Origin of the sequence: Micromonospora sp. DT228, assembly GCF_049841595.1 — a bacterium.
GTDB lineage: Bacteria > Actinomycetota > Actinomycetes > Mycobacteriales > Micromonosporaceae > Micromonospora.
The window spans coordinates 21,326-42,253 of the sequence record NZ_JBNCKO010000002.1; the positions used below are offsets into that span (position 1 = coordinate 21,326).

A 20,928-nucleotide genomic window follows, 5' to 3' on the forward strand; every position below is an offset into this window, starting at 1 on the left:
ATTGTCATTTTGGTCCATTGGCTGACGGGCCGCTGCGAGACTGGGCGCGTGCCAGCTCCGCCGGAGCGCCGGCACCGGTCGCCCAGCCCGGCAGGTGGAGAGCATGTCCGACAACGAGATCCGTCCCTTCCGGCTCGACACGCCAGAGGAGGCGATCGCGGACCTGCGCCGCCGGATCACGGCCACCCGCTGGCCAACCCGGGAGCTGGCCTCCGATCGCTCCCAGGGCGTGCAGTTGGCGACGGTCCAGGAGTTGGCCCGCTACTGGGCGACGGATTACGACTGGCGCGCGTGCGAGACGAAGCTGAACGCCCTGCCGCAGTACACCACCTATATCGACGGCGTCGAGATCCACTTCATCCACGTGCGATCGCAGCACGAGGACGCCCTGCCGCTGATCATGACGCACGGCTGGCCGGGCTCGGTCGTGGAGCTGCTCGGGGTCATCGGCCCGCTCACCGATCCGACCGCGCACGGCGGTCGGGCCGAGGACGCCTTCCACCTGGTCCTGCCGTCGCTGCCGGGTTACGGCTTCTCGGGCGAACCGGCCGAGCTGGGCTGGGAGAACGGCCGCATCGCGCGGGCGTGGGCGGAGCTGATGAGTCGCCTCGGTTACCAGCGCTACGTCGCCCAGGGCGGCGATGTGGGTGCCGCCGTCACGGACGCCATGGGCCGTCAGGCGCCCGCGGGGCTGCTCGGCATCCACGTCAACCTGCTGGCCGGTGCGACCGGCATCAAGGACCAACTGCCGGCGGAGTCCGCGCAGGAACGTGCCGCGCACGACGCGCTCAACCTCTTCACGATGGACGGGTTCGGTTACTTCCTCGAGCAGACCACCCGGCCGCAGACGATCGGCTACTCCCTGCTGGACTCACCCATCGGGCTGGCAGCCTGGATGTTCGACCATGACACCGACAGCTACTACAAGATCTCCCGGGCGATCGTCGATGGCGATCCCGCGGGGGGTCTCACCCGGGACACGATCGTCGACAACGTCACGCTGTACTGGCTGACCGGCACCGGCGCCTCGTCCGCGCGGTGGTACTGGGAATTCGGACGGTTCCTGGCGGCGGCCGCCGCGGCCGGCCAGGCCCCGCCGCCGGTTTCGGTTCCGGTCAGCTTCACCACGTTCCCCGGCGAGATCTGGGCTGCCCCGCGTAGCTGGGTGGAGACGGTCTACCCGGACCTCGCGTACTTCAACGAGGCCGACCGCGGCGGCCACTTCGCCGCGTGGGAGGAGCCGGAGACGTTCGCCGCGGAGCTGCGGGCCGCGTTCCGGCCGCTGCGCAGGTCCTGAGCCCGTCCCCGGAGTGGATCGGCGTCCGGGCGATCGGGGCGCCGGGCGCGGTCACCAGATAGCTGACAGTGCCCTGTTGCCGCGACGTAGCGGCGAGTAGTGTGCGTATCCGGGACAGAGGGGCGACAGTTCAATTCAACTGTTACGTCTAGTAGGTGCGCTTTCCCCTGCTAGGTCGTTTCTTGGCCGTGCCACCGTGGGTCGAACAGCAGATGGTCTGGCCGGACGTTGTGCCTGCCCGGCCGAGCGGGTCAGCTCGCAGGTCGGTCGGCCTGATCGCGGGTCGGGAACTTTCCTGGCGGACGTCGCTGTGGCACCATCGTGGAATCTCCATCCCCGCACTGCCCCCCTGCCGACAGGAGTTCCCAATGTCTGGTCGAAACTTTGGCCGGCTGCGTATGGCGTCCCTTACCCTCGCCGCGCTGGCCGTTGGCCTCCTAGGTGCCCAATTTGGCGGCGCCTTCCAGTCCACCTCTGTCGAATGGGGCGCACCCACTGGCCACAGCGTTTCGGTTCCGAGTGGAGCGCAGTCCGCCGTCCTCCGGTGACTCCGGTGCGGCGATGACGTGAGCGATGACAGGGCGGTGCGGTGTCACCTAGGGCTGTCCGACGTCGTACGACCGAACACGCCTGGCTGATCACAGCTCCACTCGCCGGGATGGCGTTGGTGGGATGTCTGGTCATCGCCCTGTCGGTGCCGAGCCACCTGGCGGACTGGCCGATTGCTGTGGCGCTGCTGGTGGTGATGGTCGCTGCCGGGATACCAACGCTCAGCATGGTGGCCCGCCGCCAGGCGGTCGTGGTGACGCTCAGCGAGATCCCGCTGGTGCTCGTGGCGTACTGGTTGTCGCCGCTCCTCGTGGTCGTGGTCGCCACGGCAGCCGAGCTCTTCACCCAGATGCAGCGAGGCTACGCCCCGCCGAAGTTCTGGTTCAACGTCGCCCGGGCGGCGGCCGGCAGCTCGGTGGCCGGCCTGGTGCTGGCCGCTGTGCCGCATCACGAGCGAGTGGGCCCCGCGACCTGGGGCGTGCTCTTCGCCGCCGTCACGGCCAACACGCTCATCAGCCTGGTTGCCGTGGTCGGCGTGATCACGCTCCTGCAGGGCTGGCAGGGCACCCGGGAGACGGTGCGTACGGCCGTCCAGGTCCTGCTGACCATGGTGCTGAACGTGGCGATCGGGCTGATCATCCTCATCGCACTGGCGACGACGTTCTGGTCGAGTCTGCTTCTGCTGGCCCTCGGGGCGGCCGGCTTCGTGCTCTACCGCTCATACTCGCAGTTCATCCGGCAGCACCGCACCCTGGGCGACCTGTATGAGCTGACCCGGGCGATGAGCGAGGCGGGTCAGGCCGGCAACCTGACGGACGTGCTGCTCGGCCGGGTCCGGTCTCTCATGCAGGCGGAGTACGCCACGCTGTGGCTTCCGGCGCAGGGCCGGCACCCCGAAGTCCTGCTGAGCGCGCGCCTCGACGACCGGGGTCTGCTCGACGTCGCCCCGACGCCGCCGGTGTTTCGGGAGAAGACGCGTGATTCGGGTCGGACGGTCGCTCTCGGTCGGGCCTTCGGCGGCGACCCGATGCTGCGGTCCGCGCTCGCCGACTCCAAGGTCAAGGACGTCATCGCGGTGCCGCTGCGTTCCGGGCAGGCGGTGATCGGCACGCTGGAGGTGGTCAACCGGCTCAGCGACGTGGGCCACTTCGCTCCGGCTGACATCCCCATCTTCGAGACCGTGGCGGCGCATGCCGCCGTCGCCCTGGAAAATTCGCGGCTGGTGGACAGGCTTCGGCACGACGCCTACCACGACGCGTTGACCCGGCTGCCCAACCGCCGGCGGATCACCGGCGCGCTCGCGGAGTCCTTCACGATCGCTGCCCCCGGCGAGGTGGTGGCACTGCTGCTCTTCGACGTGGACGGGCTGCGCCAGGTCAACGAGTCCCTCGGGCACGCGGCCGGGGACAAGGTCCTCGCCGAGGTCGCCAGCCGGTTGCGGGCCAGCGCGCCGTCGTCGGCACTGGTGGGCCGGGCCGGCGGGGACGAGTTCCTGGTGACCCTGCGGTTGGAGAGCGCGGAGGCGGCGCTCGAGCTGGCCGCCCAGCTACGTGACCAGATCCGTGACGAGATGGTCTTCGACGCGCTCACCCTCGACGTGAACACCGCCGTCGGGGTGGCCGTGCACCCCGAGCACGGCAGCGACGCGTCGACCCTGCTGCTCAGGGTCGACCTGGCCGCCACGGCGGCCAAGTCGGTGCCGGGCAGCGTGCAGCTGTTCAACCCCGCGCTGGAGTCCCGATCGTTGCGCCGGCTGGGTCTGGCGGGCGACCTGCGCCGCGCACTGGACCAGGACGAGCTGGAGGTCTACTTCCAGCCCAAGGTGACGCTGCGGGATCGGCGTCTGGTCGGTGTCGAGTGCCTGGCCCGGTGGGAGGACCCGACGCATGGCACTGTCGCTCCCGAGGACTTCGTGGCGGTGGCCGAGCACACCGGCCAGTTGAGCCGGCTCACCGAGGTGGTGCTGCGCGAGGGGCTGCGCCGCAGCCGGGACTGGGCGCTGGCCGACCAGCCGCTGCCGATCGCGGTGAACATCGCGGCCCGTACGCTCACCGACCAGCACTTCCCGGACCGGGTCCAGGAGCTGCTGACCGAGTACGGGGTGCCAGCGCAGCGGCTGACCCTGGAGATCACCGAGGCGGGGGTGCTGGACGGCACCGACCGGCCCATCCCGACCCTGCGGCGGCTGCGTGACCTGGGTGTCCGGCTGTCGGTGGACGACTTCGGCACGGGCGACTCGTCGCTGGCGCACCTGCGCCGGCTGCCGGTGCACGAGGTGAAGGTGGACCGCTCCTTCGTGCAGGGCATGGCGACCGACCCGGGGGACCTGGCCATCGTCAACGCCGTGGTGACCCTCTCCCAGCAGTTCGGCCTGGCGGTGGTCGCCGAGGGCGTGGAGTCTGAGCTGACGCTGGAGCTTCTGCAGGACATCGGCTGCGAGATCGGGCAGGGCTTCCTGTTCAGCCGGCCGCTGCCGTACGAGCGGCTGGCCGCCTGGTTCGGTGCCCAGGTCGAGCCGGAATCGATCTCCAACGGGGAGCTGCCGCGCCTTCGCGTCGTGCCCTGACCAGGGCGTAGACGATCACCGGGGATCCGATTTCACCTGTCGAGCCGGGCCGTGTACTCTTACTTCTGCGCGCCCCACGGGGAGTTCGCGCAGGCCCCCTTAGCTCAGTCGGCAGAGCGTCTCCATGGTAAGGAGAAGGTCTACGGTTCGATTCCGTAAGGGGGCTCGAGGGTTCAGCTGGACCCATCGCAGCGGTGTAGCTCAGATGGTAGAGCAAGCGGCTCATAATCGCTGTGTCGCCGGTTCAAGTCCGGCCACCGCTACTCTCGTCTTCCGGGCTCGTTGCCGGTGGTCGTAAGAAAAATGGGCGCTTCCGGCGCCCACTTTGCATGTCCGCGCTGTCAGCGTCTAGGCTGGCGCGTCGTAGTTGTTTCCGTTAGCGAGGAAGGCACTCCGCCGTGGCGAAGGCTACCGATGTCCGGCCGAAGATCACTTTGGCGTGTGTGGAGTGCAAGGAGCGCAACTACATCACGCGCAAGAACCGGCGCAACGACCCCGACCGCATCGAGCTGAAGAAGTTCTGCCCGCGCGACGGTCGGCACACGGTCCACCGCGAGACCCGCTGACCCCGGGCCGGCCTCGTGCCGGCCGGTGTCCAAGCTTTCCAACCGCCGATCTGACCGGTGTGGTGCGGCTCCGCCGCAGCCTGCCGGCCAGGTCGGCGATTGTGCTTTCCGTGTAGGTTCGCGGCATGTCCCTGGACCCTTCCTTCGTCGGCCGGACCTATCCGCCGACCGCCCCCTACCAGGTGGGCCGAGAAAAGATCCGCGAGTTCGCCACCGCCATCGGCGCCACCGACCCGGCCCACCACGACCGGGAGGCCGCGCAGGCGCTCGGTCACCCCGACGTGGTGGCTCCGCCGACCTTCCCGGTGATCGTCACGATGGCCGCGAGCCGACAGATCATCGAGGACCCGGCCCTGGGTATGGACTACAGCCGTGTGGTGCACGGTGACCAGCGGTTCGCGTACACCCGACCGGTGGTCGCCGGCGACGAGCTGGTCTGCGTCAACACCATCGAGGACGTCAGCACCAGGGGTGGGCACGGCTTCCTGACCACGCGCACCGACGTGCACACCGTCGCCGGGGAACCGGTCGTGGCCGTCTGGTCGAAGATCGTCGTACGCGGGGAGGCCTGAGATGGAGTTGTCCGCCAAGACGTTCCAGGTGACCCGCGCGGACCTGGTCCGCTACGCCGGCGCCTCGGGTGATTTCAACCCGATCCACTGGAGCGACAGGTTCGCCACGAACGTGGGTCTGCCCGGGGTGATCGCCCACGGCATGTTCACGATGGCGCTTGTCGGTCGGGCGATCACCGAGTGGGCCGGGTCGCCGGACGCGGTGGTCGAGTACGGCGTGCGTTTCACCCGGCCGGTGGTCGTCCCGGACGATGACCTGGGGGCCGAGATCGAGGTCACCGCGCGGGTCCGTGAGGTGACCGAGGACGGGCTCACCCGCCTCGACGTGACGGCGACCTGTGGGGGCGAGAAGGTGCTCTCACAGGCCCGCGCGACCATCCGGACGACGCGCTGAAGCAGGCCCGCCACGCGAGGCGGAGAGACCGGTTGGGAAAGTCGGGCGGCTACCCGTACACTGGTCCGCCGTGGGGCAAGTGACCCCTGTTCGGTCGTCTGTGACCGGGTGGGGCGAGTGTTGCCGCACAGGGGTGTAGCTCAATTGGCAGAGCAGCGGTCTCCAAAACCGCAGGCTGCAGGTTCAAGTCCTGTCACCCCTGCGCCTCAGGCCTGACCGTTCCCGTGGGTCGCGCCGCCAGCTTGGCGGCGTCCGGCCCGTGGTGGTGGCATCGGCGGGGTGGTTCCGAGGCAATCGGGCCCTCCGGATGATCCACCGGCCGCGGCCCGTCGCGGGACGGTTAGGCCCGGCCGGCGTGACCAGCGCCGCGTACGCCACTCGGCGTGCGACCCGAGATTCCGCGACGGAGGGCGAAGTGGCCGACAACAAGCGGCACGGCGAGGACGCCGGCGACGATCGTCTGGACGACGAGGTCGTCGACGACGTAGCCGACGACGACGCCTCCAGCGCGGACGAGCCGGTTTCCCGGGGAGGCACCGCCACGCGGTCCCGTGCCCGGGCAGAGTCGGCGGACAGCCGGCCGACCACCCGGTCGGAAACGGGTCGGGTGGGCGTGTTCGGCCGCATCGCCCGGTTCTTCCGCGAGGTCGTAGCCGAACTGCGTAAGGTCATCTGGCCGACCCGCAAGGAGTTGCTGACGTACACGGCTGTGGTGGTGACGTTCGTCGCGGTGATGCTGACGATCGTCGGCCTGCTGGACTACGGCTTCGCCAAGGTCGTGCTGTTTGTCTTCGGCAACTCGGACTGACCGGCTGCCTCCAGCCGATAGTGATGGAAGTGAGCGAGCGTGCCTGAGTACGACGAGACCGCCGGACCCGTGGACGAGCAGTCGACGGTCGCGACGGCGGCTGGTGACGAGTCGATTGAGGCCGCCAGCGAGCCGGAGTTCCCCATGACTGAGCCCGAGCCGGACGAGGAGTTCGACCCGGTCGCCGAGTTGAGGCAGAAGCTGCGCTACGCGCCGGGTGACTGGTACGTCGTGCACTCGTACGCCGGTTACGAGAACAAGGTCAAGACCAACCTCGAGACCCGGATCACGAGCCTCGACATGGAGGACTTCATCTACCAGGTCGAGGTGCCGACCCGGGAAGAGGTCGAGGTCAAGAACGGTAAGCGTTCGCAGATCCAGGCCAAGGTCTTCCCGGGCTACATCCTGGTTCGGATGGAGCTGACCGCCGAGTCCTACTCGTGTGTTCGGAACACTCCGGGTGTGACCGGCTTCGTCGGCGCGACCGACCGGGCCGACCGGCCCGCCCCGCTCTCGCTCGACGAGGTGCTGAAGTGGCTGGCGCCGGCCGTCGAGACCGAGCAGAAGAAGTCGAAGCCGGAGATCAAGGTCCTCGACTTCGAGGTGGGCGACTCCGTCACCGTCACCGACGGCGCGTTCGCGTCGCTGCCGGCCACGATCAGCGAGATCAACGCCGACCAGCAGAAGCTCAAGGTGCTGGTGTCGATCTTCGGTCGCGAGACGCCGGTGGAGCTCAACTTCAACCAGGTCGCCAAGATCTGATTGGTCGTCGGCGGCGGGTCCGACCCGCCGCCGACGTCGGCGTACGCCCTCCCGCTCGACCTCGGCGGACGAGTGGGCTGCGGCCTGCGCTACTCTTGAATGTCGCCGCTGTCGCACCGCGCTGACCGTGCGCGCTCCGAGGGCGGCGACAGCCGCATTTTCCCAGCTCCAAGCCCCAGGAAGTGACATGCCTCCGAAGAAGAAGCTCGTCAAGACGTTCACGCTTCAGTTGCCGGCGGGCCAGGCCACGCCGGCGCCGCCGGTCGGCCCCGCGCTCGGCCAGCACGGCGTGAACATCATGGAGTTCTGCAAGTCCTACAACTCGCAGACCGAATCCCAGCGGGGCGACATCGTCCCCGCCGAGATCAGCGTGTACGAGGACCGGTCCTTCACGTTCGTGCTGAAGACCCCGCCCGCCGCCCGGCTGCTGATCAAGGCCGCCGGTGTGCAGAAGGGTTCGGGTGTTCCGCAGGCCGAGAAGGTCGGCTCGGTCAGCCGCGCCCAGCTGCGTGAGATCGCCGAGAAGAAGATGGCCGACCTCAACGCCAACGACCTGGCCCAGGCCGAGAAGATCATCGCCGGCACCGCCCGGTCGATGGGCATCACCGTCAACGACTGACGTCGGCCCAGGCCGTCGACCCGACCGTGGGAGGGCCCGCGCCGAGCGGCCCGCCAGAGACCACAGGAGTAGTAAGCAATGCAGCGCAGCAAGAGCTACCGCAAGGCCGCCGATGTCATCGACCGGTCCAAGCTCTACACCCCCGCCGAGGCCGTGAAGCTGGCCAAGGAGACCACCAACGTCAAGTTCGACGCCACGGTCGAGGTCGCCATGCGCCTCGGCGTCGACCCCCGCAAGGCGGACCAGATGGTCCGCGGCGTGGTCAACCTGCCGCACGGCACCGGTAAGACCGCCCGCGTGATCGTGTTCGCCAGTGGCGCGAAGGCCGAAGAGGCCGCCGCCGCGGGTGCCGACGAGGTGGGCACCGACGAGCTTGTCGCCCGGATCCAGGGTGGTTGGCTCGACTTCGACGCGGCTATCGCCACGCCGGATCAGATGGCCAAGATCGGCCGGATCGCGCGGATCCTGGGCCCGCGCGGTCTCATGCCGAACCCGAAGACCGGCACGGTGACCATGGACGTCACCAAGGCGGTGCAGGACATCAAGGGCGGTAAGATCACCTTCCGGGTGGACAAGCACTCCAACCTGCACCTGATCATCGGCAAGGCCTCCTTCACGGAGAGCCAGCTGGTGGAGAACTACGCTGCGGTGCTCGACGAGGTGCTGCGTGCCAAGCCGTCCGCGGCCAAGGGCAAGTACCTCCGCAAGGTCATCGTGACCTCCACGATGGGCCCGGGTGTTCCGGTTGACCCGAACCTGGTGAAGAACCTCACCGGGGACCCCGCCGACGCCTGAGCCGACAGATCGCTCCACCGGGGCGCCGCCACGACCGTGGCGGCGCCCCGGCGCGTCTAGGGGCTGTTTCATGAGGACTGGCCCGCCTCGGCTCGACCGCCCTCATGAAACAGCCCCTAAGGTGTGGCACCCTCTATCCCATGCGGCTGGAGGATGTCTGGTTGCGGTACCACAGGCGTGGGCCGTGGGTGCTGCGCGGCGTGGACGTGCGGATCGGTCCGGGCGAGGTGGCTGTCGTCCTGGGTCGCAACGGGGTCGGCAAGTCGACTCTGCTCCAGGTGGCCGCGGGGGTGCTGCGGCCCGGCCGGGGCCGGGTCGCCGACCGGCCGGCACGGGTGGGCTGGGTGCCGGAGCGGTTCCCGGCCGACCAGCCGTTCACGGTGACCCACTACCTGACCGGAATGGCCCGGATGGCAGGGCTGGGCGCGGCGGCGGCCGACGAGGCGGTCGGCTCCTGGACCGACCGGCTCGGGTTGTCCGCCTTCCGCTCGGTCCGGCTGCCGGAGCTGTCCAAGGGCACCGCTCAGAAGGTGGGCCTCGCCCAGGCGATGCTGCGACCACCGGGCCTGCTGGTGCTCGACGAGCCGTGGGAGGGGCTGGACGCCACCACCCGCGAGCTGGTTCCCGAGCTGATCTCCGAGGTGCTCGCCGCCGACGGTGCCGTGCTGGTCAGCGACCACCGCGGGGAGACGGTCCGGCTGCCGACCGCGCGCCGCTGGTCGGTGGCCGACGGGGCACTGACCGAGGAGACGTCGGCGGCGGAGGAGACGTTCGCGGTGGTCGAGGTCGCGGTCCCGACCGCGCGGGTCGCCGGCACCGTCGCCCGGTTGCGCGCCGAGGGCCACCACATTCTTCGGGTACGCGCCGACGCCTCCACCACCGCACCGCAGTCCCGACCGACCGAGCCGCCGCAGATGGCCGGTGCTGCCCGACCCGCCGAGCCGCCGTTGACGGCGGCCGGGGAGCCCGAGACCGTCCCCGCGGTCGAGCAGGCAGCGGGGGAGGCCCGGTGATCGCCCTGGTACGGATGCGGCTCGCCGGCTTGCTGCGGACCGGTCGGGCGTTGGCACCCCTGCTCGCCGGCCTCGTCGTGCTCGGCACGCTCTACGGCGGCGGTCGAGCCCAGCCGGACGAGGCGTACGGCGTCTCGGCCGTGGTGCTCTTCCCGGTGCTCGCCTGGCAGACCAAGATCCTTCTCGACGTCGAGCCGGACGTGCAGCGCCGGCTGGCCCAGGTGACAGTCGGGGTGGCGCGCGAGCGGCTTGCCGGATTCGTCGCCGCGGGTGTGGCGGCGTTGGTGGCGGTGGCCGTCGCGCTGATCTTCCCGTGGCTGGTCGGCGGGGTCACCGGTCCGGTGGAGCCGGAGCACCGGTCGATCCCGGTCGGGCTCGCGCTGGGGTTGTGGGCGCACCTGCTCGCCGTACCCGCCGCGGTTGCCCTGGGCGCGTTGGCCAGCCGGGCGTCGGCGGGCGGTGCCGCGTACGGTGTCGCGGTGCTGGCCCTGGGCGGTGTCGGCGCGGTGGTGCTCGGCCTGAGCGACTCGGTGGCGCCCTGGTTGGCGCCGCCGATCATGGCCACCGCGCGCACCACCGCGGGCGACGCGGCCGCCCTCACCCTGCTGGGGCTGACCGGGTGGGCGCTGGCCTGGAGCACGGTGGTAGTCGGCGGCTACCTGTGGCGGCGGCGGGCCCAGGGCTGAGCGGCGCCGGCGTCCGGTGGTGTGGCTCACCAGGCGCGATTTGGCGCTGGTGGCCGCGACGCGTAGTCTTCAACGAGTCATCCGTGTTCTCATGGATGAGGAACCACCCAAAGACCGCTGGTCACCGTGCTCCGGCACGGTCGAAGGTCCCGCGACAACGGGCGACCCGCGTAGGGCGGCAAGCGTAACTCGGCAGTGAGACATGGTCCGCCGACTGTGTTGATCCACCGGCCCTCGCCCCGTGCGCCCTGCGCCGGGGCTTTTTCGTTGTCGTGCTGCCTCCGCTCCCGTTCCGGCTTCGGCCGTGACGGGGACCAGCCTCGAGTAACGAGAGAGGAGGGACATGGCGGACAAGCCAATCCGGGCCGACAAGGCCACGGCCGTCGCTGAGCTGACTGAGAACTTCCGCAGCGCAGGCGCCACCGTGCTGACCGAGTACCGCGGTCTGACGGTTTCCCAGCTCACCCAGCTTCGGCGCACGCTCGGCGCCGAGACCAGTTACACGGTCGCGAAGAACACGCTGGCGAAGCGCGCAGCGACGGACGCGGGCATCACCGGCCTCGACGAGCTGTTCACCGGTCCTACCGCGCTGACTTTCGTTTCGGGCGACGTCGTCGAGGCGGCGAAGGGGCTTCGCGACTTCGCGAAGGCCAACCCGAAGCTCGTCATCAAGGGCGGTGTCTTCGAGGGCAAGGCCATTTCCGCGGCCGAGGTCACGAAGCTCGCCGACCTGGAGTCCCGCGAGGTGCTGCTGGCCAAGCTGGCCGGCGCGATGAAGGGCAACCTGAGCAAGGCCGCGGCCCTGTTCCAGGCCCCGCTGTCGAAGACCGCCCGTCTGGCGGCCGCACTGCAGGACAAGCGCGAGAAGGAGAGCGCCGAGGCGGCCTGAGGCCCCCACGGCGCACCAGTTCTTACTTAACAGAATCAGGAAAGGACGCCAGATATGGCGAAGCTCAGCACCGACGAGCTGCTCGACGCGTTCAAGGAGATGACGCTGATCGAGCTCTCTGAGTTCGTGAAGCAGTTCGAGACGACCTTCGAGGTCACCGCCGCGGCTCCGGTCGCGATCGCGGGCCCGGGTGGCGGCGGCGGCACCGCTGCTCCCGTCGAGGAGGAGCAGGACGAGTTCGACGTCATCCTCGAGGCTGACGGCGGCAAGAAGATCCAGGTCATCAAGGTCGTGCGCGAGCTGACCGGCCTGGGCCTCAAGGAGGCCAAGGACGCGGTTGAGTCCGCGCCGAAGGCCATCCTGGAGAAGGTCAACAAGGAGACCGCCGAGAAGGCGAAGGCCAAGCTCGAGGGTGAGGGCGCCAAGGTCACCCTCAAGTGACCTGAGCTCCACCTGCGCGTACCTGGCTCGTGAGCTGGGACACGATCGCGTCGCGGGGGGGGGGGGGGGGGCCCCCGGGAACCCCCCCCCCGGGGGGGGGTGTGGGGGCGCCCGCCCCCCCCGGAGCGGGCGCCCCCCGGGCGTCTCCGGGGCGGGTCTGCGGCCCATCGTGGGCGGCGGGGGGGGGGTGCACCCCACCCGCACCCCCCCCCGCCGTGTCTGTGGTTACTGGGCCGACCTGCCCCTGAGCTGGGCGCCGACAGTCGCGACTGTCTATCCGAACGCGCTCGGCGGGTCGCCCTTCGGTGGGAAAGAAGGGCCGACCCGGATACCGGCCCTTGACGCGGCCCCAGGCTGCCAGGCACGCTGGCACCAGCAAGACACCGCGCTTGCGACGGCCACGACGTGGGTATGACAGCGGCGGCACCATCGGCCGCGTCGACCTGAGCGGCCCAGTGGGGACGTTGCGTTCTGAGCGGCCCGGCAGACCCCGGTTCACGGGGGCCGAGGCACGTTCCGCAAACGACCTGCGGGGTGGGCTGGACAGCGGTTAGCCTCTCGGCTACACTGCTAGTTTGCGCTGCCTTCCGACTTGACCCCTGCTCGGAAATGTCCGTTTACGGATATTTCTGGTGGGGTCATTGGAGTGCACGCGTACCAGCCGTTCTGCAGCACCGGTCCTCGGAAGGACGCATCTTGGCAGCTTCCCGCCCTGCGAAGACCAGTCGTACGTCGAGCGCATTCGCTCCCCGCCGAGTTTCATTCGGCAGGATCACCGAACACCTCGAGGTCCCCAACCTCCTTGCCATCCAAAACGAGTCCTTCGACTGGCTCGTCGGCAACGAGGCTTGGCAGGGCCGGTCGGCGGACGACCCGCACGCACGCTCGGGTCTCGCGGAGATCCTTGAAGAGATCAGTCCCATTGAGGACTTCTCCGGCACCATGTCACTCTCCTTCTCGGCGCCGCGCTTCGACGAGGTCAAGGCCTCGATCGAGGAGTGCAAGGAGAAGGACCTGACCTACTGCGCTCCGCTCTTCGTGACCGCGGAGTTCACCAACAACACCACTGGCGAGATCAAGAGCCAGACGGTGTTCATGGGTGACTTCCCGATGATGACGCCCAAGGGCACCTTCGTCATCAACGGCACCGAGCGCGTCGTGGTCAGCCAGCTCGTCCGGTCCCCGGGCGTGTACTTCGACAAGCAGCCGGACAAGACCTCCGACCGCGACCTCTCCAGCGTCAAGGTCATCCCGAGTCGGGGTGCCTGGCTGGAGTTCGACATCGACAAGCGCGACACGGTCGGCGTACGCATCGACCGCAAGCGTCGGCAGGCCGTCACGGTCCTGCTCAAGGCCATCGGCTGGTCGGCCGAGCGGATCCGTGAGAAGTTCGGCTGGTCCGAGCTGCTGATGACCACGCTCGAGAAGGACCACATCGCCGGCCAGGACGAGGCCCTGCTAGACATCTACCGCAAGCTGCGCCCTGGCGAGCCGCCGACGCGCGAGAACGCCCAGACCCTGCTCGACAACCTCTTCTTCAACCCGAAGAGGTACGACGTCGCCAAGGTCGGGCGCTACAAGTTCAACAAGAAGCTCGAAGTCGGCGTGCCGATCACCACCGGCACGCTGACCGAGGACGACATCGTCGCCACCGTGGAATACCTGTGCCGGCTGCACGCCGGTGAGGACGGCTACGAGGCCGACGACATCGACCACTTCGGCAACCGGCGCCTGCGCACCGTGGGTGAGCTGATCCAGAACCAGGTCCGAGTCGGCCTGTCCCGGATGGAGCGGGTCGTCCGCGAGCGGATGACCACGCAGGACGTCGAGGCGATCACCCCGCAGACCCTGATCAACATCCGCCCGGTGGTGGCGGCGATCAAGGAGTTCTTCGGGACGTCGCAGCTGTCCCAGTTCATGGACCAGACCAACCCGCTGGCGGGTCTCACCCACCGGCGCCGGCTGAGCGCGCTCGGCCCGGGTGGTCTGTCCCGCGAGCGGGCCGGCTTCGAGGTCCGCGACGTGCACCCGTCCCACTACGGCCGGATGTGCCCGATCGAGACGCCGGAAGGCCCGAACATCGGCCTGATCGGCGCGCTGTCCACCTTCGCCCGGGTCAACCCGTTCGGCTTCATCGAGACGCCGTACCGGAAGGTCGTCGAGGGTCGGGTCACCGACCAGATCGACTACCTGACCGCGGACGAGGAGGACCGGTTCGTCAAGGCGCAGGCCAACGCGCGTCTGAAGGCGGACGGCACGTTCGCCGAGGAGCGGGTGCTCTGCCGTCGTAAGGGCGGCGAGACCGAGGACGTCCTCCCCGGCGCCGTCGACTACATGGACGTCTCGCCCCGGCAGATGACCTCGGTCGCGACCGCCATGATCCCGTTCCTCGAGCACGACGACGCCAACCGGGCACTGATGGGCGCGAACATGCAGCGCCAGGCGGTGCCGCTGGTCAAGGCCGAGGCGCCGCTCGTGGGCACGGGCATGGAATACCGGGCCGCGGTCGACGCTGGCGACGTGGTTGTCGCCGAGGTCGGCGGTGTGATCGAGGATCTCTGCGCCGACTACGTCACCATCCACCAGGATGACGGCCACCGCCGGACGTACCTGCTGCACAAGTTCCGCCGCTCCAACGCCGGCTCCTGCGTCAACCAGAAGCCGGTGGTCTTCGAGGGCGACCGCGTCGAGGCCGGTCAGGTCATCGCCGACGGGCCGTGCACCGACGAGGGCGAGATGGCGCTCGGACGCAACCTGCTGGTGGCGTTCATGTGCTGGGAGGGTCACAACTACGAGGACGCGATCATCCTGTCGCAGCGCCTCGTGCAGCAGGACGTGCTCACCTCGATCCACATCGAGGAGCACGAGGTCGACGCTCGGGACACCAAGCTCGGCCCGGAGGAGATCACCCGCGACATCCCGAACGTCAGCGAGGAAATGCTCGCCGACCTCGACGAGCGCGGCATCATCCGGATCGGTGCCGAGGTCGTCCCCGGCGACATCCTGGTCGGCAAGGTCACGCCCAAGGGTGAGACCGAGCTGACCCCGGAGGAGCGTCTGCTCCGCGCGATCTTCGGTGAGAAGGCGCGTGAGGTTCGGGACACCTCGCTGAAGGTGCCGCACGGCGAGACCGGCACGGTCATCGGTGTGCGCACGTTCTCCCGCGAGGACGGCGACGAGCTGCCGCCGGGTGTCAACGAGCTGGTCCGGGTCTACGTCGCCCAGAAGCGCAAGATCCAGGACGGCGACAAGCTCGCCGGCCGGCACGGCAACAAGGGTGTCATCTCGAAGATCCTGCCGATCGAGGACATGCCGTTCCTTGAGGACGGCACCCCGGTCGACATCGTGCTCAACCCGCTCGGTGTGCCGAGCCGGATGAACATCGGCCAGGTCCTGGAGACCCACCTCGGTTGGGTCGCCAAGACCGGTTGGAAGGTCGAGGGTGACGACGCCGACTGGAAGCGCCAGCTCCGCTCGATCGACGCGCACGAGTCCGTGGGGGACACGAACGTGGCCACCCCGGTCTTCGACGGTGCCCGCGAGGAGGAGATCTCCGGTCTGCTCGAGTCGACCCTGCCCAACCGGGACGGCAAGCAGCTGATCGGCCGCACCGGCAAGGCACAGCTGTTCGACGGTCGTTCCGGCGAGCCGCTGCCGGACCCGATCGCGGTCGGCTACGTCTACATCCTGAAGCTCAACCACCTGGTCGACGACAAGATCCACGCTCGGTCGACCGGCCCGTACTCGATGATCACGCAGCAGCCGCTGGGTGGTAAGGCGCAGTTCGGTGGTCAGCGTTTCGGTGAGATGGAGTGCTGGGCGATGCAGGCGTACGGCGCCGCGTACGCCCTGCAGGAGCTGCTCACGATCAAGTCCGACGACGTGCTCGGCCGCGTGAAGGTCTACGAGGCCATCGTCAAGGGCGAGAACATCCCGGAGCCGGGCATCCCGGAGTCGTTCAAGGTGCTGCTCAAGGAGCTGCAGTCGCTGTGCCTCAACGTCGAGGTGCTGTCCAGCGACGGTGTGGCCCTGGAAATGCGCGAGACCGACGACGAGGTGTTCCGGGCCGCAGAGGAGCTGGGCATCGACCTGTCCCGGCGCGAGCCGAGCTCGGTCGAAGAGGTCTGAGGTGAGCGGTCGGGGGCCGGCTCGCCGGCCCCCGACCCCACCCGAGAATTAGCAGTACAGACGACGACATAGGGGACATAGTGCTCGACGTCAACTTCTTCGACGAGCTGCGCATTGGTCTCGCCACCGCCGACGACATCCGTCAGTGGTCGCACGGCGAGGTCAAGAAGCCTGAGACGATCAACTACCGCACCCTGAAGCCGGAAAAGGACGGGCTCTTCTGCGAGAAGATCTTCGGTCCGCAGCGGGACTGGGAGTGCTACTGCGGTAAGTACAAGCGCGTGCGGTTCAAGGGCATCATCTGTGAGCGCTGCGGCGTCGAGGTGACTCGCTCCAAGGTCCGTCGTGAGCGGATGGGGCACATCGAGCTCGCCGCTCCGGTGACCCACATCTGGTACTTCAAGGGCGTGCCGAGCCGGCTGGGCTACCTGCTGGACCTCGCCCCCAAGGACCTCGAGAAGATCATCTACTTCGCCTCGTACGTCGTGACGAGCGTGGACGCGGAGTCGCGTCACCGTGACCTCTCGACGATCGAGAACGAGATCCTGGCCGAGAAGCGGCAGTCCGAGAACAGCCGCGACTCGGAGATCGAGAAGCGGGCCGCCAAGCTCGAGGCCGACCTGGCCGAGCTGGAGGCCGAGGGTGCCAAGGCGGACGTCCGGCGCAAGGTCAAGGAGGGCGGAGAGCGCGAGATGCGCCAGATCCGCGACCGGGCCCAGCGCGAGATCGACCGCCTGGACGAGGTGCTGGACACCTTCCGCAAGCTGGAGCCGAAGCAGCTTGTCACCGACGAGCTGCTCTACCGCGAGCTGCGCGACCGGTTCGGTGAGTACTTCACCGGTTCCATGGGCGCGGAGGCCATCAAGGCGCTGGTCCAGAACATGGACCTCGACGCCGAGGCCGAGAGCCTGCGGGAGACCATCCGGTCCGGCAAGGGCCAGCGGAAGATCCGGGCGCTCAAGCGGCTCAAGGTCGTCGCGGCGTTCCTGAACACCCGCAACTCGCCGCTCGGCATGGTGCTCGACTGCGTCCCGGTCATCCCGCCGGACCTGCGCCCGATGGTGCAGCTCGACGGTGGCCGGTTCGCGACCTCGGACCTGAACGACCTGTACCGCCGCGTGATCAACCGGAACAACCGCCTCAAGCGACTGATCGACCTCGGCGCACCCGAGATCATCGTCAACAACGAGAAGCGGATGCTCCAGGAGGCCGTCGACGCGCTGTTCGACAACGGCCGTCGCGGCCGGCCGGTCACCGGCCCGGGCAACCGCCCGCTCAAGTCGCTGTCCGACATGCTCAAGGGCAAGCAGGGCCGGTTCCGCCAGAACCTGCTGGGCAAGCGCGTCGACTACTCCGGCCGTTCGGTCATCGTGGTCGGCCCGAAGCTCAAGCTGCACCAGTGCGGTCTGCCCAAGCAGATGGCGCTGGAGCTGTTCAAGCCGTTCGTGATGAAGCGGCTGGTCGACCTCAACCACGCACAGAACATCAAGTCCGCCAAGCGGATGGTCGAGCGTCAGCGCCCGGTCGTGTGGGACGTGCTGGAAGAGGTCATCGGCGAGCACCCGGTGCTGCTGAACCGCGCGCCGACCCTGCACCGCCTGGGCATCCAGGCCTTCGAGCCGCAGCTGGTCGAGGGCAAGGCCATCCAGATCCACCCGCTGGTCTGCACCGCGTTCAACGCCGACTTCGACGGTGACCAGATGGCGGTGCACGTGCCGCTGTCCGCCGAGGCCCAGGCCGAGGCGCGGATCCTGATGCTGTCGTCGAACAACATCCTCAAGCCGGCCGACGGCAAGCCGGTCACCATGCCCACGCAGGACATGGTCATCGGCCTGTACCACCTCACCCACCTCACCGCCGGTGAGAAGGGCGAGGGCCGGGCGTTCAGCTCGGACGCCGAGACGCGAATGGCCTTCGACAACGGCGAGCTGCACCTGCAGGCGCCGGTGAAGATCCGCCTGCGTGGCGTGGTCGGTGTCGACAACGGCGCCGGCGCCGAGGCGTGGACCGCCCCGGAGGGCTGGGTCGAGGGTGACCCGCTGACCGTGGAGACCACGCTGGGCCGGGTGCTGTTCAACGAGACGCTGCCGCAGGGCTACCGCTTCGTGAACTACGAGATCCGCAAGGGTCAGCTCTCCGCGATCGTCAACGACCTCGCCGAGCGTTTCCCCAAGGTGGCGCTGGCCGCCACCCTGGACGGGCTCAAGGAGGCCGGTTTCCACTGGGCCACCTGGTCCGGCGTGACGATCGGCATGGAGGACGTCATCGCTCCGCCGCGTAAGGCGGAGATCCTGGCGAAGTACGAGAAGGAAGCCGACCAGATCGACAAGCAGTACCAGCGTGGTCTGATGACCGCCGAGGAGCGTCGCGGCGAGCTCATCACGATCTGGACCAAGGCGACCAACGAGGTCGCCAAGGAGATGGACACCGCGCTGCCGCAGGAGAACCCACTGTGGAAGATGATCAACTCGGGTGCCCGCGGTAACCTGCTCCAGCTCCGGCAGATCGCCGCGATCCGTGGTCTGGTGGCCAACCCGAAGGGCGAGATCATCCCGCGGCCGATCAAGGCCAGCTACCGGGAGGGTCTGTCCGTGCTGGAGTACTTCATCTCCACGCACGGTGCCCGTAAGGGTCTCGCCGACACCGCGCTGCGGACCGCCGACTCGGGTTACCTGACCCGTCGTCTGGTGGACGTCTCGCAGGACGTCATCATCCGTGAAGAGGACTGCGGCACCGACCGGGCGATCCCGATGCAGATCGGCGAGAAGCTCGACGGCAAGCTCGTCGTCCACACCCACGCCGAGACCAGCGTGCACGCCCGGACCCTGGCCGACGACATCAAGGGGCCGGACGGCACCGTGGTCGCCGAGCGCGGTCAGGACATCAACTCCATCGGGGTCGACAAGATCGTCGCCACCGGCGTGGAGACGGTCCGGGTGCGCAGCGTGCTCACCTGTGAGTCGAAGCTGGGCGTCTGCGCGGCCTGCTACGGCCGGTCGCTGCCGACCGGCAAGTCGGTCGACATCGGCGAGGCGGTCGGCATCATCGCCGCCCAGTCCATCGGTGAGCCCGGTACGCAGCTGACGATGCGTACCTTCCACACCGGTGGTGTCGCGGGTGAGGACATCACCCAGGGTCTGCCGCGTGTGCAGGAAATCTTCGAGGCTCGGGTCCCGAAGGGTAAGGCGCCCATCGCCGACACCCCGGGTCGGATCCGGATCGAGGACGGCGAGCGCTCGCGGAAGATCATCGTGGTGCCGGACGACGGCAGCGAAGAGATCGTCTACGACAAGATCTCGAAGCGCGTCAAGCTCCGTACCCACGACGGCGGTCACGTCGCGGTCGGCGAGAAGCTGACCGAGGGCACCATCGACCCGCACGAGCTTCTGCGGATCATGGGTCCGCGGGCGGTCCAGGTCCACCTGACCAGTGAGGTCCAGGAGGTCTACCGCTCGCAGGGTGTGCTCATCCACGACAAGCACATCGAGATCATCATCCGCCAGATGCTCAAGCGGGTGACGGTCATCGACTCCGGCTCGACCGAGTTCCTGCCGGGCGTGCTTGTCGACCGGGCGCTGTTCGAGTCGGAGAACCGCCGACTCGTCTCGGAGGGCGGCGAGCCCGCCGCCGGTCGTCCGGTGCTGATGGGCATCACCAAGGCCTCGCTGGCCACCGACTCCTGGCTCTCGGCGGCCTCCTTCCAGGAGACCACCCGGGTGCTGACCGACGCTGCGATCAACTCGCGCAGCGACTCGCTGGTCGGCCTCAAGGAGAACGTGATCATCGGAAAGCTCATCCCGGCCGGTACGGGCATCAGCAAGTACCGCAACGTCCGGGTCGAGCCGACCGAGGAGGCCAAGGCCAAGGTCTACTCGATGACCGGGTACCCGGAGACCGACTACGGCTTCGGGCCGGCCAGCGGGCAGGCTGTGCCGCTGGACGACTTCGACTTCGGGTCGTACCGCTAAACACCACGCACACGACGAGGCCCCCGGTATCCGCCGGGGGCCTCGTCGCGTCCGGACCACACACCCCCGGTCCGGGTTCGGCATGATGGGGGGATGACGACCGCACCCGGGCAGGTGTCCGTCGCGCAGCAGGGCCTGCGCCACCCGTTGGACCCGGATCCGGCCCGCGCCACGAAGGCCCGGGCGGTTTTCGCCCTCGGGCTGCTCGGCATGCTGACCGGGTTGTTCATCGGCGGGGTGGTGCCGGCGACGGTGGCGCTGCAACTGGCCCGGCAGGCCCGCCGTGAGGCGTACTCCTCGGGGGGTTTCCTGACCGGCGGCAGCTGGCTGCGCCGGGGGGAGCGGATGGCCTGGACCGGCCTGGTGCTGGTCGCGGTCAGCGTGGTGGCCCTGGTGGTGATCGGCGTGGTGCGGTTGGCCGGCGCGCCGTTTGGTCACGACTACCCGGCGAACATGGACTGAGCGGCCGCGCCCGGCGTTGGCGCCGGCACCTGCGGCGGTAGCCTGGCCGGTGTCCGCCGTGTGGCGTGGCGGCCTTTCGACAGGAGGACCTCGTGACGGATCCGGCGCGGCCCCCTGCGGACGAGCCGGCCGGCCAGCCGGCTCCGGCCGAGCTGCCTCCGTCCGAGCCCGCCCGCTGGGAGCGACCGGCATCGAGCGGCGAGCCGCAGCCACCCGCGTCGACTCCGGGCGCGCCGCACCCCGGCTGGGGTACGACAGGTCCGCCCGGTTCCGGTCAGCCCTACCCGGTCTCCGGGATGCCCACCTCGACACCGCCGGGTTGGGATCAGCCGCAGCCAGGGCCTGTCGCCCCAGACGGGTGGGGTCCGCCGCAGTCCGGACCCGGCGCACCCGGATGGGGTCCGCCGTCGTCT

Annotated in this window: 16 protein-coding genes and 3 tRNA genes; all 19 read left to right on the forward strand. The window is 69.0% G+C overall.

The window, feature by feature from the left end; genetic code table 11:
• Positions 1-103 precede the first annotated feature (103 nt).
• The 19 genes from ACLQ29_RS03305 to ACLQ29_RS03395 all read left to right on the forward strand — a co-directional run bounded on the left by ACLQ29_RS03305 (position 104) and on the right by ACLQ29_RS03395 (position 20,515).
• Complete coding sequence (locus ACLQ29_RS03305) at positions 104-1,297, forward strand: epoxide hydrolase family protein (protein WP_425770184.1); 1,194 nt, start codon at positions 104-106, stop codon at positions 1,295-1,297.
• A gap of 658 nt (positions 1,298-1,955) precedes the next feature.
• On the forward strand, positions 1,956-4,412 hold the full coding sequence (locus ACLQ29_RS03310; protein ID WP_425770185.1) for a putative bifunctional diguanylate cyclase/phosphodiesterase: 2,457 nt from the start codon (positions 1,956-1,958) through the stop codon (positions 4,410-4,412).
• A 93-nt stretch (positions 4,413-4,505) separates the two neighbouring features.
• Positions 4,506-4,578: transfer RNA gene (locus tag ACLQ29_RS03315), tRNA-Thr, on the forward strand.
• A gap of 24 nt (positions 4,579-4,602) precedes the next feature.
• A tRNA-Met gene (locus ACLQ29_RS03320) sits at positions 4,603-4,675 on the forward strand.
• A gap of 135 nt (positions 4,676-4,810) precedes the next feature.
• Positions 4,811-4,978: a 50S ribosomal protein L33 gene (gene rpmG / locus ACLQ29_RS03325; RefSeq protein WP_007073056.1), complete on the forward strand. Its 168-nt coding sequence runs from the start codon at positions 4,811-4,813 to the stop codon at positions 4,976-4,978.
• A 125-nt stretch (positions 4,979-5,103) separates the two neighbouring features.
• Positions 5,104-5,550, forward strand: coding sequence for an FAS1-like dehydratase domain-containing protein (locus ACLQ29_RS03330; protein WP_425760391.1), 447 nt, complete (start codon positions 5,104-5,106; stop codon positions 5,548-5,550).
• Position 5,551: 1 nt separating this feature from the next.
• The gene (locus ACLQ29_RS03335) at positions 5,552-5,944 is read left to right on the forward strand and encodes a MaoC family dehydratase (RefSeq protein WP_393370228.1); all 393 of its coding nucleotides are present in this window, start codon (positions 5,552-5,554) and stop codon (positions 5,942-5,944) included.
• Between the two features lie 129 nt (positions 5,945-6,073).
• Positions 6,074-6,146: transfer RNA gene (locus ACLQ29_RS03340), tRNA-Trp, on the forward strand.
• Positions 6,147-6,359: 213 nt separating this feature from the next.
• Positions 6,360-6,752 carry a preprotein translocase subunit SecE gene (gene secE, locus ACLQ29_RS03345; RefSeq protein ID WP_393370230.1) on the forward strand — a complete coding sequence of 131 codons (393 nt, stop codon included), beginning with the start codon at positions 6,360-6,362 and terminating at the stop codon, positions 6,750-6,752.
• Between the two features lie 39 nt (positions 6,753-6,791).
• Positions 6,792-7,514 (forward strand): transcription termination/antitermination protein NusG, encoded by a 723-nt coding sequence (gene nusG, locus ACLQ29_RS03350; RefSeq protein ID WP_393370233.1) that lies wholly within the window; start codon positions 6,792-6,794, stop codon positions 7,512-7,514.
• A gap of 187 nt (positions 7,515-7,701) precedes the next feature.
• Entirely contained in the window at positions 7,702-8,133 is a 432-nt protein-coding gene (gene rplK, locus ACLQ29_RS03355; RefSeq protein ID WP_110563109.1) for a 50S ribosomal protein L11, read from the forward strand.
• Positions 8,134-8,211: 78 nt separating this feature from the next.
• Complete coding sequence (gene rplA, locus ACLQ29_RS03360) at positions 8,212-8,928, forward strand: 50S ribosomal protein L1 (protein ID WP_357370209.1); 717 nt, start codon at positions 8,212-8,214, stop codon at positions 8,926-8,928.
• A 140-nt stretch (positions 8,929-9,068) separates the two neighbouring features.
• Entirely contained in the window at positions 9,069-9,941 is an 873-nt protein-coding gene (locus tag ACLQ29_RS03365) for an ABC transporter ATP-binding protein (protein WP_425770186.1), read from the forward strand.
• Positions 9,938-10,627, forward strand: coding sequence for a hypothetical protein (locus tag ACLQ29_RS03370; protein WP_425770187.1), 690 nt, complete (start codon positions 9,938-9,940; stop codon positions 10,625-10,627). Before ACLQ29_RS03365 ends, ACLQ29_RS03370 begins: the two co-directional genes overlap by 4 nt.
• A gap of 343 nt (positions 10,628-10,970) precedes the next feature.
• Complete coding sequence (gene rplJ, locus ACLQ29_RS03375) at positions 10,971-11,516, forward strand: 50S ribosomal protein L10 (RefSeq protein ID WP_425770188.1); 546 nt, start codon at positions 10,971-10,973, stop codon at positions 11,514-11,516.
• Positions 11,517-11,570: 54 nt separating this feature from the next.
• A complete protein-coding gene (gene rplL / locus ACLQ29_RS03380; protein ID WP_425770189.1) occupies positions 11,571-11,957 on the forward strand; it encodes a 50S ribosomal protein L7/L12 in 387 nt (128 codons plus the stop codon).
• Between the two features lie 696 nt (positions 11,958-12,653).
• Complete coding sequence (locus ACLQ29_RS03385) at positions 12,654-16,085, forward strand: DNA-directed RNA polymerase subunit beta (protein ID WP_393370247.1); 3,432 nt, start codon at positions 12,654-12,656, stop codon at positions 16,083-16,085.
• An 80-nt stretch (positions 16,086-16,165) separates the two neighbouring features.
• A complete protein-coding gene (locus tag ACLQ29_RS03390) occupies positions 16,166-20,053 on the forward strand; it encodes a DNA-directed RNA polymerase subunit beta' (protein ID WP_425770190.1) in 3,888 nt (1,295 codons plus the stop codon).
• 93 nt (positions 20,054-20,146) lie between these two features.
• Positions 20,147-20,515, forward strand: a complete 369-nt coding sequence (locus ACLQ29_RS03395; RefSeq protein WP_425770191.1) for a hypothetical protein — start codon at positions 20,147-20,149, stop codon at positions 20,513-20,515.
• Positions 20,516-20,928: the final 413 nt, after the last annotated feature.